Origin of the sequence: Chryseobacterium paridis, assembly GCF_016595215.1 — a bacterium.
GTDB classification, from domain to species: Bacteria; Bacteroidota; Bacteroidia; order Flavobacteriales; family Weeksellaceae; genus Chryseobacterium; species Chryseobacterium paridis.
Map to the genome: position 1 here is coordinate 995,308 of NZ_JAENHK010000010.1, position 14,996 is coordinate 1,010,303.

The window sequence follows — 14,996 nt, forward strand, 5'->3', positions numbered from 1 at the left end:
AATTACTTAGCAAAAACATATTTAACTCCGAAAGTTACAGAAGATAAGTTCAATCCGAATTTATAATCATTTACTCTCTTAGCTCCATCAACATTCAATTTGTTAGTATTGTAACCAAACTCACCGATAGTAGCTTCAATAGACCAGTTTTTGTTTAGGAAATAATCTAAACCTGGCTTAATGTTAACACCGATAGAAGTATAGTTAGATTTGTCAGAAGTAGAAGTACTTGTTACAGTTGAACCTGTAGTAGTCGTTGCTTCTTTTTCTGTTTTGTACTGACCAAATTCCATTGGAACTTCTAATTGACCGAAGATATACAATTTATCAGCAATAGTCCAATATTTTCTTACAAAAGGAGCTACTACAAATGCAGATGTAGTATTTTTGTTTTCGTTAACAAAGTTTGTAGCACCAATAGTACCTGTTGTAGTTGTAGTAGTTTTGTCATTTTTGTAACCTACTCCTAAACCTACAGCTAAGTTAGTCCCAACAAAATAACCTACAGTTGGAAGAACTTTGAAGCTCTCTACTTTAGTATCGTTATTGTTGTTTTCATTTTGAGAGTAACCAACTTGTCCTGATAAATATGCAGTTCCTTTTGCAATCTGAGCATTAGATAAACCGAAAAGTGCAATAGCACTCGCTAATAATAATTTTTTCATTTTAAAAAATTTTAATACTTTCTTAGAGCAAATTTACAGTGGGTCTATCGAATATTAAAATTTGTTAATGTGATTAATATCATCCTTTTCTACTCGTTTTTTTCAAGAATAAAATGCAGTGATTATATCAAATTATTTTTTTCACAAACTTTTGAATAAAAAAACTCCAATTATGCAATTGGAGTTCAAAAACCTTTGTATTTGTAATAATTTTATTTAAGAAAGAAATTGTAACCAATATTTACAGCTCCAATTGTCCAGCTTGATCTGTACCAGCCATAATCACGTCTGTTACTAATACTTTGGTATCCTATATACAACTCTCCTTTAGACATCTGATAACCGAATTTTGGTTGTGCATAGAAACCTCCATCAAGTCCATCTTTTACAGAAATCGCATATCCCAGATCTAATCCTACAAATATAGGAGCGCCTGAAAACTTGTACTTTCCTGAAACAGCTACCGGAATAAACCCGAAATCATCAAAGTTATCTTTTCCAAAGAAATGCGAGTATCCAGAAGCAACCCCTAAGTCTAGCCCTTTTGTAATATTCCACATATAAGATGCATCTACACCTAAAGTAAATGATGACACATCACTAGCATCAGCAACAGGAATCCCAATATGTCCTCCTAGTTTAAAACCCTCTTGTGCATGAACTGCACTACCTAAAAACGCAAAAGCGCCCAATAATAATAGTTTTTTCATTTTCGAATAGTTTGTTTTAGTTGATACTGCAAAATTAACATTTATTTCTTATTCTAAAACCCGGATAAACCCGGATAAAAAAAACCACTTAATAAATAAGTGGTTTATATTAATAATATTGAATAATCAATATAGATCGATATTAATCATTTCTCAATCTCTTCTCTTCTTCGTTATAAGCAAGAATAATTTTTTTCACAACCGGATGCCTTACAACATCCTCTTCAGTAAGGTGAACAAAGCCTATTTCATTGACACCATGCAAAATCCTCATTGCTTCTTTTAATCCTGATTGCTGATTTCTTGGTAAATCAATCTGCGTAGGATCTCCTGTAATGATAAACTTAGCATTCATCCCCATTCTAGTTAGAAACATTTTCATTTGTGCATGAGTAGTGTTCTGGGCTTCATCCAGGATAACAAAAGCATCATCTAAAGTTCTCCCCCTCATAAAGGCTAAAGGAGCAACCTCGATTACTTTTTTCTCCATAAAACCTTCTAATTTCTCATGAGGAATCATATCTCTGAGAGCATCATATAAAGGCTGTAAATAAGGATCCAGCTTTTCTTTAAGATCACCTGGTAAAAATCCTAAACTCTCCCCTGCTTCTACTGCAGGTCTTGTAAGAACAATTCTTTTAACTTCTTTATCTCTTAAAGCTCTTGCTGCTAAAGCCACACTCGTGTAGGTTTTACCGGTTCCAGCAGGTCCTATAGCAAAAACCATATCTTTTTTCTCTGTTTCTTTGACTAGCTTTTTAAGATTGGTTGTTTTAGCTTTTATAATTTTACCATTGACTCCTTTTACAATAATATCCTGATCAAAAATCAACTGTTTTTCAGTCTCATCTTTAATATTCAGAATATTTTCTACATCCTTAAGTTCAATAGAATTATTTTTCGAAATAAAATTTACAATATCGTCAAGTTTTTGTTTAAGTATATCTAAAGCTTCCTGATTTCCCTTTGCAAAAACAGAATGATCTCTCCCGGTAATTTTAAGTGTTGGGAAGCTTGATTTTAATAAATTGAAATATTGGTTATTAACTCCATAGAAGATTTTCACATCGATATCTTCCAAATCATATGTTAATTCAAACATGTAAGCATTTTTATATTAGAATCTAAATTTAAAGTTTTTTTCCAAACTTGTATTCATTTTGTTATCCACAATTTTCATTTAAATACCTTTAATTCACAATCACCTATCACTTAGCCACATAAAATACAATTTTTATTAAAGTTTACCTATTATAAAAATAAATCTCATCCTTCATTGTACTTTTTTGAAGATCTTAATAATGGTTTTTGCATTACTATAAATATATTTCTAAATAGTGAGAAATATGATAATTTAACCAATAAATAAAGGATCAAATCACTTTTCAGTTCTTTTTTTTATTATTTTTTATGAGTTATAAACATTCAATTTTCCTTTATTTTAAATAAATTTGCATCACTAGTATCATTCCACAACTACAAAAATGTCAATTATTACGCTTACTTCGGATTTCGGAAATTTAGATTACAGGGTCTCAGCTGTGAAGGGCAAGATTCTTTCTCTAAATCCTGAGGTTAACATTATTGATATTACTCACGAAATCCAGGCATACAATCTTGTACAGACTTCATACATTGTAAGAAATGCCTATAAACACTTTCCTAAAGGAACGATTCACATTGTTTCTGTAGACAGTTTTTATCATAAGTCACGAAGAAATATCCTATACAAAGCCGATGGCTCTTACTTTCTGGCAGCAGATAACGGGCTGCTAAGTCTTATCTTTTTTGATATTAAACCAGAAGCTATTTATGAAATCACTCTAAATAACCGGTTTGATGATGTTATTAACTTTACTTCAACAGATATATTTGTTCCGGCAGCCGTACATTTAGCTAATGGTGGCCTACCTGAAGTGATCGGTAGAAAAATAAAAAATGTAAAAGAACTTTTATTCCCAAAACCCGTTTATAATGAAAATGAAAAAATGATCATCGGGGAAGTAATGTACATTGATAATTTCGGAAATATAATATCAAATATTAGCAAAGATTTTTTTGAAACTGCAGGCAAAGGGCATGAAAATTTCACAATCAAATTCAGGAACTTAAGTCTTTCAAAGATATTCTCTAGCCATACAGAAGTTGTTTCTGACTGGAATAGAGAAACTGAATTTCACGGACAATCCGCAGCTATCTTTAATGATAGTCAATTATTGGAGCTTACGATTTATAAGGGAAGCAAAAAAAATGGCGCCAGAAGTTTGTTTGGACTGAATGTAGGAGGGAATATTTATATAGAATTTTCGTAAAATTATATATTCCGTAAAAAAACCGATTTTTTTTATATATTTGTCAAAATCTAAAAAATAAAAATGGCAGAGTACAAATTATTGCTTCCTTCCATGGGAGAAGGTGTTATGGAAGCTACAATTATCACTTGGTTATTCAATGAGGGTGATCAGGTGAAGGAGGATGATTCCGTAGTAGAAATTGCAACAGATAAGGTTGATTCAGACGTTCCCACACCAGTTTCGGGAAAAATTGTGAAAATCTTAAAGCAAAAGGATGAAGTTGCAAAAGTTGGTGAAGCCATTGCTATTTTAGAAATTGAAGGAGAAGGCGGAAATACAACTACAGAAGAAGTTAAAACTGAAGCTCCGGTATCAGCTCCTGATACTGAAACCTTAAAAACGATTGAAGAACCATTAAAAGTGGGGAATTCTGCAGTTGAATTTTCAGGAGATATTTATTTATCACCTCTTGTAAAATCTATTGCACAACAAGAAAACATTTCTGAATCTGAACTAAAATCGATTAAAGGAAGTGGTTTAGAAGGAAGAATTACAAAAGAAGATATTTTAGCATACGTTAGTAACAGAGGAAACCAGCCTCAAGCTGCACCGGTTCAACAAGTTGTTTCAACTCCACAAGTAGTAGCAACGACTCCTGTTGTTACTCCTATATCAGTTGCAGCAGGTGATGAAATCATTCCAATGGACAGAATGAGAAAGATCATCGCTGAAAACATGGTAAAAGCAAAACATATTGCTCCCCACGTTACTTCTTTCATTGAAACAGATGTTACCAACGTAGTAAAATGGAGAAATAAACATAAAGACCTGTTCGAAAAACGTGAAGGTGAAAAACTTACTTTCATGCCAATTTTTGTAAAAGCAATTGTAAAAGCAATTCAGGATTATCCAATGATTAATGTTTCTGTAAATGGTGATAATATCATTAAAAAGAAAAACATCAATATTGGTATGGCAACAGCTCTTCCTGATGGAAATCTTATTGTTCCTGTTATTAAGAATGCAGATCAACTATCTCTTTCTGGATTAGCAAAAGCAATCAATGATTTGGCTTTCAGAGCAAGAAATAAGAAATTAAGACCAGAAGATACTCAGGGTGCAACCTATACTATTTCCAATGTAGGAAGTTTTGGAAACTTAATGGGAACTCCTATTATTCCTCAGCCTCAGGTTGCGATCTTAGCAATTGGAGCTATTGTTAAAAAGCCTGCAGTACTTGAAACGAAAGATGGTGATGTTATCGCAATCCGTCAGTTAATGTTCATGTCTCACTCTTATGATCATAGAGTGGTAGATGGTTCACTAGGTGGAATGTTCCTTAAACATGTCCATGACTACCTTCAGAACTGGGATCTGAATACAGAAATTTAAATAATACATTGGCAATAAGTATTCTATGCTTATTACAAATTATACCATATAAAACCTTCGAAGTTAATTCGGAGGTTTTTTATTATTGGATTTATTCCCAAATAATATTAAATTTAGAAAAACTTTAAATGATGAAATTAAGTACTATCCAAAACCCGGTTCGTCTCATTATGACAAGGGCCATCTATTCTAAAAAGATCAATAAACGAAACATTTTCTCCCCTCATATCCAGAGATAAAATGCGTAGAGTTTTTTCTAAAATCCGTAGCGGTCTCAAAAAATCCTTCGATAATATCCGAAATGAACAATTGAAGTACAATCTGCTTCAGGCTATTCCTTTTTGGATTGGCTCAGTGATTACAGGTTTCTTTGCAGTGATGTATGCTAAGGTATTTGCATGGGGAGAGAATCTTTTACATTTTATTTTTAACTGGCATTCATGGATGATCTTCATTATCGCTCCAATTGGTTTTGTATTATCATGGTGGCTGGTGAAAGAATTTGCGCCTAATGCTAAAGGAAGTGGAATTCCCCAAGTAATGGCTGCTGTAGAATTAGCCAACCCTAAAGAACATAGAAAGATACGAAGCTTGTTAAGTATTAAAATTATCTTCTTTAAAATCATCTCCTCTGTAATACTCGTAATTGGTGGTGGTGCAGTAGGTCGTGAAGGTCCAACAATTCAAATTGCAGGTTCCATATTTAGAAAGGTTAATGAATACCTTCCTGAATGGTGGCCTAAAATATCCAAAAAAAATATGATTATGACAGGAGCTGCAGCTGGACTTGCAGCAGCTTTTAACACTCCCCTTGGGGGAATTGTTTTTGCAGTGGAAGAACTTTCGAAAACCCATATTAATTATTTTAAAACAGCTTTATTTACTGCAGTCATTATTGCTGGATTAACAGCCCAGACATTAGCTGGTTCCTATCTATATTTAGGATATCCCAAGACAAATGATGTCTCTTTAATGGTTATGTTCCCCATTATTCTTGTCGCAGGGGTTTCCGGAATTCTAGCAAGTCAACTGTCTGTTATGATGCTTAAAATGAATGCATGGAAAAAGAAAAACCTCAAAACAGATAGAGCTAATGTACTGTTCTTAGTTGGTTGTGCACTCATTATTGCTTCAGTTGCTTTCTTTATCAATAGAGAAATTTTAGGTTCAGGAAAGGAAATCATGGAGCGTGTTCTTTTTACCAAAAACAAACATGAGGATTGGTATGTTCCTATCTTAAGAATGTTAGGTCCTGCCCTATCTTTCACTTCCGGAGGTGCCGGTGGAATTTTTGCCCCTGCCCTTTCAGCCGGAGCGAGTATTGGATCTGTAATTTCAGGAGTTATCCATCTTACCCAGAATGAAACCAATGTCGTTGTTCTCGCTGGGATGGTTGCTTTTCTTACAGGTATCACAAGAGCTCCTTTTACCTCTGCTATTATTGTCCTTGAGATGACAGACAGACATTCACTCATTTTTCATTTGATGTTGGCAGGAATGGTATCTTCCATAGCATCCATTCTCGTAAGCAGACACTCACTTTATGATGTGATAAAAGTGAATTTTTTAAATGAAATTAGGAAGGAATAAGGTTGTAGGGTTTAGGGTTTAGGGTTTAGGGTTTAGGAAAAATAATTCATAATTCATAATTCATAATTCATAATTCATAATTCATAACTTTTAATTTCAACTTTCCATTTTCAATTTTCAGTTCCAAAGAACAAATCTTCACCATCTATTGCATACTTAAAATACTTTCACTAATTTTGCACCTCGAAATAATTAACAAATTCATTTAACATTATGAACAATTACGAAACTGTTTTCATTTTAACTCCCGTTCTATCTGACGCACAGGTGGAGGAAGCAGTGAAAAAATTTGAAACTCTTTTAAAAGAGAAAAACTGCGAAATCGTTGCTAAAGAGAACTGGGGATTAAAAAAATTAGCTTATCCGATCCAATTAAAAAAGAACGGATTCTACACTTTAATCGAGTTTAAAGGAGAAGGTACTATCGTTGCTGATTTAGAATTAGCTTTCAAACGTGACGAAAGAGTAATCCGTTACCTTACTACAAAACTTGATAAGCATGCTATTGACTATGCTGTAACAAGAAGAACTAAAGTAAAAGTAGCTAAAGCTTAATTATTAACCCATTATTAAAAAAGACAAGATATGGCAATAGATGAAATGGCTAAACAAGCCTCAGCTGGAGGAGAATCAGAAGTAAAATTCCTTACTCCGCTTGATATCAACACAAAATCTGAAAAGAAATATTGTAGATTCAAAAAATTTGGAATTAAGCATGTAGATTATAAAGATGCTGATTTCTTATTACAGTTCGTAAACGAGCAAGGTAAAATTTTACCAAGAAGATACACTGGAACTTCTTTAAAATACCAAAGAAAAGTTTCTGCTGCTATCAAAAGAGCAAGACACCTTGCTTTAATGCCTTACGTAGCTGACTTATTAAAATAAGACAACAAAAAAATAAATAAAAGAAGGAGGTTCGCCTTCTTCTTTTGTTGCTGAATTAATTAATAAATTCTAACGAAGGAAAGAGTAACCCGGAATACAAATCCAGGAACTCGGAACTCTAAAACGGACAACAACAATGGAAATTATCCTAAAAAAAGACGTAGAAAACTTAGGACTTGAGTTTGATACAGTAAACGTAAAGCCAGGTTATGCTAGAAACTTCTTGATTCCTCAAGGTTTTGCACTTTTAGCTACACCTAAAAACAAGGCTACTTTAGAAGCTACATTAGAGGCTAGAAAAGAAGAAGAAGCTAAATTAATCTCTGCTGCTAACGCTGTAGTTGATCAATTAAAGAAAACTACTATTTCTATTCCTGCTAAAGTAGGATCTGGAGATAAATTATTCGGATCTATCAACAACGCTGACCTTTCTGCAGCTCTTGCTAAAGCTGGTGTTGAAGTAGATAAGAAATACATCAAAATTCCAGGGAACACTATTAAGAGAACTGGTAAAGTAACTTCAGTTATCAGATTACACAGAAATGTAGAATACAACTTCGAATTTGATGTTGTTTCTGATGCTCCTGTTGTAGCTCCTGCTCCTAAAAAGGAGGAAGCTAAAACTACTGAAGAAGAAGCTTAATAAAAAGAGAATTTATTTCTCACAAACATATAAAACCACTTCGCTCGAAGTGGTTTTTTTTGCTTTATATTTAATTGCTACGAAGTTGAAAATTTAGGAGAATTGAGATACGAGGTTCGAGTTATGAGATAAATTTATTAGTTATTAGTTGAAAGTTGAAAGTTAGGAGTTAGGAGTTAGGAGTTAGGACAAAAATAATAACTTGGGTTACAATTCTGGAACCAGATAACTCTCATACTCTCATACTCTCAAACCCGAATCTCGCATCCCTAAACCCTAAACCCTGTAACCTATTACCTAACATCTACTCTCCCCTCAACTTCTGCAGATACTCTGTAGGCGGTATTCCTATTACTTTTTTAAAAATAGTACTGAAAGACGACAAACTATTGTAACCAACCATCATGGCAATTTCATACATATTATACTTTCCTTCGAGCATCAATTCTAATGAACGGGTAATTCGTAGAGCTCTCAAAAAACGGACGTAATTCATCCCCAAAATCTCTTTAAATTTTCTCGACAATGTTCTGGTACTCATTCCGAATTCTTTGGCCGTAGACTCAATGGTAAGGTTCTTTTCGAGATTGGCGTGAATGTACTTTGCTACTTTTAATAAAGTCTCATCCTTAGGAAAAGGATGCTGAACAGGGAATGCCAGTTTCTTATCTCTTTTTTCTGGCAAAATTCCCTTTAATGCTTTGAGGAAAAAATATTTAGCACCATCATTTTTTGTGATTTTCCCATCCCACCCTTTTGTATATAAAATCATCTCTCTAAGTAAGTGACTCACTGAGTAGATATTAATTTCATCAAAAAAGCCATTTTCTTCACTTTCTTTTTTAAAATAAAAATTATATAAATCAACTTGCGGACTTGATGTAAAAATATAATGGGGAATTCCGGCGGGAATCCACATAAAACATCTGGCGGGAAGATACCAATGTTTGAGTTCCGTAAAAATATGCACGATACCACCCTCTGCATATACTAATTGTGCAGAACTATGATTATGAATATCTGTTTTTATATTTCCAGTGAGAACATGATAAACATAAAATTCTGCATCATCTTCTTCTACTGCTTTAAAGTGGCTATCATTCATGAGATAAAGGTAGAGAGAATTTTTCTATTTGGCGTAAATGAACAAATCTTTTTCTGCTTTAACAAATCATGTCTGTATCGGCTGCTCGTACCTTTGCAGTATCAAAATCAATTTAGCAAAAAAACTTTAATTTATTTATGAAAATGATATTTAGCACACGCAGGTATCACTGGATTGCGTTGTGCTTATTATTGATAAGCAGTTTCTTACACTCACAAGTGATCGATTATCAACACCTCAGTCTTCAAGAGGCTATAGAATTAGGATTGCAAAACAACAAGAATATCCTTATCAGCCACCTTAAACAAAACATGTCCGAAACCAAAGAGAAAGATCTCAAAATGGAAAGATTACCGGACATTGAATTTCACACCAGCTACACTCAGGTATCCAATCTTTTCCAGCATGAAAATGGCGTATTTGGCAAAGCAACCGAATATAATATAATCAATGGAATGTATGATTTTACTCTGTCAGCCTCTATACCTGTTTATATGGGTGGGAGAATTAAAAATACCGAGAAAAAAGCATTTATTGATACTGAAATTTCAAAATTGCAAACTCATTTGGATGAAAGAACACTTAAAATGGAAATCATCACTGCCTTCCTGCAAATCCATCATTTAAAAGAACAACAGGATCTTATTTCTCAAAAAATGAAAGAAGATTCGGTAAACATCAAGCAGGTAAAATCTTTAAAGGCTAATGGTGTAGTTACTTTTAACGAGGTTCTGAGAACTTCACTCCAACTTTCTAATCATAAAATGAGCTGGACGGAGCTTGATAATGATATTCAGATAGCGGAACATAAACTAAAAACAATTCTCTTTATTCAAGACCATCAGGAAATGCATGTCAATACGGAAGATCTTATTTCTGATAATGCCGAAATTCCTTATATCAATGAACTTACAGAATCAGCTTTGGCTAAAAATGAAAATATTGAGATCACAAAGAAGAACCTTTCAGTAAAGGAACTAGATCAGAAAATTGTAAGGGCTAATTACTTACCAAAAATTACCGCAGGTGGAGAATATTTTATCAAATACCCCAACATGATGTTCTTTCCACCGGAACCTTATGCTTATCGCTTAGGCATGATAGGAGTTAATCTCACTTACCCCATAGAAAGCCTGTATAAGAACAAATACAAAATGCAAGAAGCAAAGGAAAATATAGATCTTGCAAAATTACAGATTGAGGAAAAGGAAGAAGGATTGAAACATTCCGTATATGAAGCTTATAAAAAGCTCGAAGAGACTGATCAAAAAGTAAAAATCGCTGAAGAAGCTATTAATCAGGCTAAAGAAAACTACCGCATCGTAAAGACAAAATATGCTAATAAATTAAGTCTTATAACAGAACTTATCGATGCTGATAATACTTACTTGGAAACCCAATCTAACCTTATTTCTGTAAAGATCAACAGACAATTAAAATACTATCAACTTCAATATACCATCGGGAACTTATAAACTATGAATAAGAAGCAATTGACTAAAAAAGAAGAAAGGATCAACAAAACGATTACTTTATTAGCCTGGATTCTCATTATAAGTGGAATTACAGGAATGGTAAGTTTCTACCTTTTCTCCAGAAAAAATGTAACAACTAACGATGCACAGATCGAACAATATATTACACCCGTTTCAAGTAAAGTTTCAGGTTTTATCAAATCCATACGGTTCAATGAAAATCAGTTTGTACGTAAGGGAGATACATTAATTGTGATTGATAACCGTGAATTCATCAATCAGGTAAAAATGGCTGAAGCTAATCTTCATGCTAATTCGGAAAACATTACAACCATTCAAAGTGGTGTCAGTACAAAAGAAAGTGATACGAAAATCATTGATGCTAAAATAGCTTCGGCAAAAATTGATATATGGAGAACCGAACAGGATTACAAAAGATATAAGAATCTTGTGGCAGAAGATGCAGCAACAGAGCAGCAATTTGAGAATGTAAAAGCTTCTTATGACCAAGCCAAGGCTAACCTTCTTGCATTGGAACAACAAAAAAACGCAGTGAGGGCTGGGGCCAATGAACAGGAAACCAAAATTGCTCCTGCAAAAAGTCAGATCCAGCAAAGTTCTGCGAGTCTTAATAATGCTAAACTTTTCCTGTCTTATACTGTAGTTACAGCCCCTTACGATGGCTGGGTTGGAAAAAAAACAATCCAGGAAGGACAATTGATCAAAGAAGGGCAAGCTCTCGTACAGATGGTTAGTAAAGAAAAATGGATCATTGCTAATTTTAAAGAAACTCAATTAGGACAAATTGATCAGCAACGAGAAGTGACCATTGAAGCTGATGCTTTTCCTGATATTGAGTTTAAAGGAAAAATAATCTCTGTTTCTCCTGCCTCTGGTTCTCAATTTTCTTTGGTTAAACCTGATAATGCCACGGGAAACTTTGTAAAGATCGAACAGCGATTTCCAGTAAAAATTATCTTGGATAACAATCAGGACAATGAAAAACTTCTTTCGGGGATGAATGTTCTGGTAAGCGCTAGAAAATTATAGAAAATGGAAAGTTGAAAATTGAAAGTGGAAAGTGGAAAATTGGAGAATTTGTTAGGGATACGAGGTTCTTGGTTGTACATTAGATATAAGCTTATAACACATATCTCGCATCTCGAACCCCGCACCTCTCACCCCCCAAAAACCCTCGAACTCTCAAACCCTCAAACCTAAAAACTAATACCTGCTACCTAATACCTACCTTCCAAAACATGCAACACAATTCAGTTTACTATAAATGGGTACCACAATGGTTGAAACTACCGCTCCTTATTCTGGCGTTGTTTCCCCACTTGATGTTATTATCTATTCTACATTCCAATAGTGCCTTTACAGCTTCTTTTATGGATGTGGATCCGGATGATATCCAATACTTATTGATTTTGATGTACGGGACATTTGTGGTTACCCTTTTAGTTTTGCAGCGATTTATGGCCTATTTCAGCGTCAAGTACTATATTTTACTGATGTCATCTGTTTCGGTCATTATCCTGTATATTTTATCCATTACAAATGACTATCATGTGATTCTCGTTATCCGTTTTCTTGAAGGAATTTTCGGACTGTTGGAGGGTGCTATTTTTTTACCCCTTATCATTGCAGAATTAAAAACCAGACATGCAAAAGTAATTGCTTATCTTTTCATGTATACCATCATGTTGACGGGTGGGACGATTACGACTTCCTTATTAAAGTCAAGTATTCAGGATTATGACTTTAAACACATGATCTTAATGATTGTGTACTTTCATATTTTTGTATTGATTATTGGTATTGCCTTATTTAATAAAAACAGATTTTTTCCTAAAAAACCTTTATATCAGCTCGATATTACAAGTTGGTTTCTTTTATGGGCCTGTTTGCAATCGGGAGCTTACGCTATCATCTATGGAAAAAGATTAATGTGGTTTGAGTCTCAGATCATTGTTTTATGTTTGTTCACATTTCTGATATCCGGAGGACTGTTTATTTTAAAACAACGAAACTCCAAACGTCCTATTTTCCATTTCGAAGTTTTAAGCTCTAAAAATGTAATCGTAGGAATGATCTTATTTTTTGTATTTTATCTTATTCGCTCAGGGCTAAACAATGTCTATAGCATAATGGCGACTGTATGGAAATGGCCGTGGGATTATATTGTAGATGTACAATATTGGAATGTGGCAGGAACGCTGATAGGTGTATTTTTATCGGGGATCTGTTTAATGAAAGGCATTTCTTCCAGAATTGTTTTTTTTACCGGATTCTTTTTATTAGCCATTGATTGTGCCTGGTTCACCTATACTTTTTATCCCGACACCAGTCTTTCTACTATTTGTCCGCCTTTATTTTTACAGGGAATTGCCCAGGGTCTACTATTCACTCCGCTAGTCTTTTTTTTAATAGCAGGACTTCCCGAAGATTATGTAGCCAATGGTACAGCTATGGGAACCACTACCCGATTCTGGACAACTGCGATAGGCTATGCTTTGATGCAGAATTTAATGCTGTTTCTGACATTAAAGCATTCTGATACATTAAGCTATAATTTAACGGATACTAATCCTATTTTCTATTCTCAATGGAATCAAATCTTTGGAACTCATATCTCTAAATTACCTATCAATGAATCTTTATCACTGACTGCCGGAGCATTTAAAGCGAAGATTACCTCTCAGGCGATTCTTCTTTCCAATATGGAAATATTCACAGGGCTATTCTGGCTGGCATTTATCACAGCATTGCTTTTATTGTTATACCATCCTGCTAAAATTGCTATCAGAAACATTATGTAATATTTTAGGCAAAAAATTTGCATTGTTTCCTCAAATTTATGGTATGAATATCCAGGAAATAGTATCAGATCAAAAAGCATTTTTCAAAACACATAAAACTAAAAGTATAAAGTTTAGGAAAATGTATCTTGAAAAATTAAAAGAGCTCATTCATCAAAATGAAGAGCTCCTTTACAAAGCCATAGAGAAAGATTTTGGAAAATCAAGATTTGACACCTTTACGACGGAAATTTCTTTTGTTTTAAAAGATATTGACTACTATTTACATCATCTAAAGACACTTTCAAAGCCTAAAAAGGTATCTACAAATTTTGCCAATCAGATTGGAAAAAGCAGAATCTATCCAGAACCTCTTGGCTGTGTACTCGTTATCGGGGCATGGAACTACCCTTATCAATTATCTCTTTCTCCATTAATTGCGGCTTTAGCAGCAGGCAACTGTTGCATCTTAAAACCAAGTGAAATTGCTGGAAATACAATGTCAGCAATGGCAAAAATCATTAATGAAAATTTCCCACCAGAGTACATTCGTGTTTATGAAGGAGGAATTGATGAAACAACAGAGCTTCTGCGATTTAAATTTGATAAAATATTTTTCACAGGAAGTACCAAAATCGGCAAAATCATTTATAAAGCTGCCGCTGAGCATCTGACTCCCGTAACTTTAGAATTAGGAGGAAAATCACCCACAGTCGTTACTAAAGAGGCTAATCTTGAAGTAGCAGCCAAAAGAATTGTTTGGGGGAAATTTTTAAATGCAGGCCAGACATGTGTAGCTCCTGATTATCTTGCCGTTGAACAGTCTGTTCAGGAACAATTCCTGGAAATGCTCAGAAAATATATTAAAGAATTTAAATATACTCCGGGTTCGGATCAGTACACAAGAATTATTAATCAAAAGAACTTCCAGCGTCTTGTTCAGCTGATTGATAAAGAAAAAATATATTTTGGAGGTGCTTACAATGAAGAGCAGCTATACATAGAACCAACTATCCTGACGAATATTGCCTGGCAGGATACCATTATGCAGGATGAAATTTTCGGTCCTTTATTACCTGTTATTACTTTTACCAGTTTTAATCAGATTATAAATACCATTGCTGATTTGGAAAAACCACTTGCAGCTTACTTATTCAGCAACAATTCTGATGAAAAAGAAATCTTCAAACAAAAAATATCGTTTGGTGGAGGGTGTATTAATGATGTTGTTATGCACTTAAGCAATGATAATTTACCATTTGGAGGTGTTGGAAATTCAGGAATAGGTCATTATCACGGCCAATACGGTTTTGAAACATTTTCGCATCAAAAATCAATATTAGAGCGAGTAACCTGGGGTGAACCTAATATAAAATATCCACCCTATTCTGAAAAAAAATTAAGCTGGATCAAAAAATTTTTATAAAATAAAA

14 protein-coding genes are annotated in these 14,996 nt (G+C 33.9%); 10 read left to right on the forward strand and 4 right to left on the reverse strand.

From position 1 onward, the window contains the following. Positions 1-2: 2 nt before the first annotated feature. The 3 genes from JHL15_RS14000 to JHL15_RS14010 form a co-directional block, all read right to left on the reverse strand. Positions 3-665 carry an outer membrane beta-barrel protein gene (locus tag JHL15_RS14000; protein ID WP_200246694.1) on the reverse strand — a complete coding sequence of 221 codons (663 nt, stop codon included), beginning with the start codon at positions 663-665 and terminating at the stop codon, positions 3-5. A 212-nt stretch (positions 666-877) separates the two neighbouring features. After that, positions 878-1,375, reverse strand: coding sequence for a hypothetical protein (locus tag JHL15_RS14005; protein ID WP_200246696.1), 498 nt, complete (start codon positions 1,373-1,375; stop codon positions 878-880). Between the two features lie 142 nt (positions 1,376-1,517). Continuing rightward, positions 1,518-2,477: a PhoH family protein gene (locus JHL15_RS14010; RefSeq protein ID WP_200246698.1), complete on the reverse strand. Its 960-nt coding sequence runs from the start codon at positions 2,475-2,477 to the stop codon at positions 1,518-1,520. A 382-nt stretch (positions 2,478-2,859) separates the two neighbouring features. On the opposite strand from JHL15_RS14010, the gene JHL15_RS14015 reads away from it, so the two are divergent. The 6 genes from JHL15_RS14015 (at position 2,860) to rplI (ending at position 8,182) form a co-directional block, all read left to right on the forward strand. Then, complete coding sequence (locus tag JHL15_RS14015) at positions 2,860-3,687, forward strand: SAM hydrolase/SAM-dependent halogenase family protein (RefSeq protein WP_200246700.1); 828 nt, start codon at positions 2,860-2,862, stop codon at positions 3,685-3,687. Positions 3,688-3,750: 63 nt separating this feature from the next. Next, a complete protein-coding gene (locus JHL15_RS14020; protein ID WP_200246702.1) occupies positions 3,751-5,061 on the forward strand; it encodes a dihydrolipoamide acetyltransferase family protein in 1,311 nt (436 codons plus the stop codon). Between the two features lie 240 nt (positions 5,062-5,301). Continuing rightward, complete coding sequence (locus tag JHL15_RS14025) at positions 5,302-6,651, forward strand: chloride channel protein (RefSeq protein ID WP_200246704.1); 1,350 nt, start codon at positions 5,302-5,304, stop codon at positions 6,649-6,651. Positions 6,652-6,864: 213 nt separating this feature from the next. Then, positions 6,865-7,206: a 30S ribosomal protein S6 gene (gene rpsF / locus JHL15_RS14030; protein WP_172278518.1), complete on the forward strand. Its 342-nt coding sequence runs from the start codon at positions 6,865-6,867 to the stop codon at positions 7,204-7,206. A 30-nt stretch (positions 7,207-7,236) separates the two neighbouring features. After that, positions 7,237-7,539: a 30S ribosomal protein S18 gene (gene rpsR, locus JHL15_RS14035; protein WP_007844708.1), complete on the forward strand. Its 303-nt coding sequence runs from the start codon at positions 7,237-7,239 to the stop codon at positions 7,537-7,539. Between the two features lie 136 nt (positions 7,540-7,675). After that, the gene (gene rplI, locus JHL15_RS14040; RefSeq protein ID WP_200246706.1) at positions 7,676-8,182 is read left to right on the forward strand and encodes a 50S ribosomal protein L9; all 507 of its coding nucleotides are present in this window, start codon (positions 7,676-7,678) and stop codon (positions 8,180-8,182) included. A gap of 304 nt (positions 8,183-8,486) precedes the next feature. Here rplI and JHL15_RS14045 read toward each other — a convergent pair whose 3' ends face one another. Then, positions 8,487-9,287 (reverse strand): helix-turn-helix domain-containing protein, encoded by an 801-nt coding sequence (locus JHL15_RS14045; RefSeq protein ID WP_200246707.1) that lies wholly within the window; start codon positions 9,285-9,287, stop codon positions 8,487-8,489. Positions 9,288-9,424: 137 nt separating this feature from the next. Here JHL15_RS14045 and JHL15_RS14050 point away from each other — a divergent pair, with 137 nt between their 5' ends. From JHL15_RS14050 to JHL15_RS14065, 4 genes are all read left to right on the forward strand, one after another. Then, positions 9,425-10,762: a TolC family protein gene (locus JHL15_RS14050; RefSeq protein WP_234047776.1), complete on the forward strand. Its 1,338-nt coding sequence runs from the start codon at positions 9,425-9,427 to the stop codon at positions 10,760-10,762. Between the two features lie 3 nt (positions 10,763-10,765). Then, positions 10,766-11,812: an HlyD family secretion protein gene (locus tag JHL15_RS14055; protein ID WP_200246709.1), complete on the forward strand. Its 1,047-nt coding sequence runs from the start codon at positions 10,766-10,768 to the stop codon at positions 11,810-11,812. A gap of 209 nt (positions 11,813-12,021) precedes the next feature. Next, entirely contained in the window at positions 12,022-13,584 is a 1,563-nt protein-coding gene (locus JHL15_RS14060) for an MFS transporter (RefSeq protein ID WP_200246711.1), read from the forward strand. A gap of 1 nt (position 13,585) precedes the next feature. Continuing rightward, on the forward strand, positions 13,586-14,989 hold the full coding sequence (locus tag JHL15_RS14065) for an aldehyde dehydrogenase (protein WP_317193065.1): 1,404 nt from the start codon (positions 13,586-13,588) through the stop codon (positions 14,987-14,989). The last annotated feature ends 7 nt before the right edge of the window (positions 14,990-14,996 follow it).

Coding starts and splice junctions, on each gene's coding strand:
- JHL15_RS14000 (WP_200246694.1), bottom strand. CDS start 665: ATGAAAAAATTATTATTAGCGAGTGCTATTGCACTTTTCGGTTTATCT.
- JHL15_RS14005 (WP_200246696.1), bottom strand. CDS start 1,375: ATGAAAAAACTATTATTATTGGGCGCTTTTGCGTTTTTAGGTAGTGCA.
- JHL15_RS14010 (WP_200246698.1), bottom strand. CDS start 2,477: ATGTTTGAATTAACATATGATTTGGAAGATATCGATGTGAAAATCTTC.
- JHL15_RS14015 (WP_200246700.1), top strand. CDS start 2,860: ATGTCAATTATTACGCTTACTTCGGATTTCGGAAATTTAGATTACAGG.
- JHL15_RS14020 (WP_200246702.1), top strand. CDS start 3,751: ATGGCAGAGTACAAATTATTGCTTCCTTCCATGGGAGAAGGTGTTATG.
- JHL15_RS14025 (WP_200246704.1), top strand. CDS start 5,302: ATGCGTAGAGTTTTTTCTAAAATCCGTAGCGGTCTCAAAAAATCCTTC.
- rpsF (WP_172278518.1), top strand. CDS start 6,865: ATGAACAATTACGAAACTGTTTTCATTTTAACTCCCGTTCTATCTGAC.
- rpsR (WP_007844708.1), top strand. CDS start 7,237: ATGGCAATAGATGAAATGGCTAAACAAGCCTCAGCTGGAGGAGAATCA.
- rplI (WP_200246706.1), top strand. CDS start 7,676: ATGGAAATTATCCTAAAAAAAGACGTAGAAAACTTAGGACTTGAGTTT.
- JHL15_RS14045 (WP_200246707.1), bottom strand. CDS start 9,287: ATGAATGATAGCCACTTTAAAGCAGTAGAAGAAGATGATGCAGAATTT.
- JHL15_RS14050 (WP_234047776.1), top strand. CDS start 9,425: ATGAAAATGATATTTAGCACACGCAGGTATCACTGGATTGCGTTGTGC.
- JHL15_RS14055 (WP_200246709.1), top strand. CDS start 10,766: ATGAATAAGAAGCAATTGACTAAAAAAGAAGAAAGGATCAACAAAACG.
- JHL15_RS14060 (WP_200246711.1), top strand. CDS start 12,022: ATGCAACACAATTCAGTTTACTATAAATGGGTACCACAATGGTTGAAA.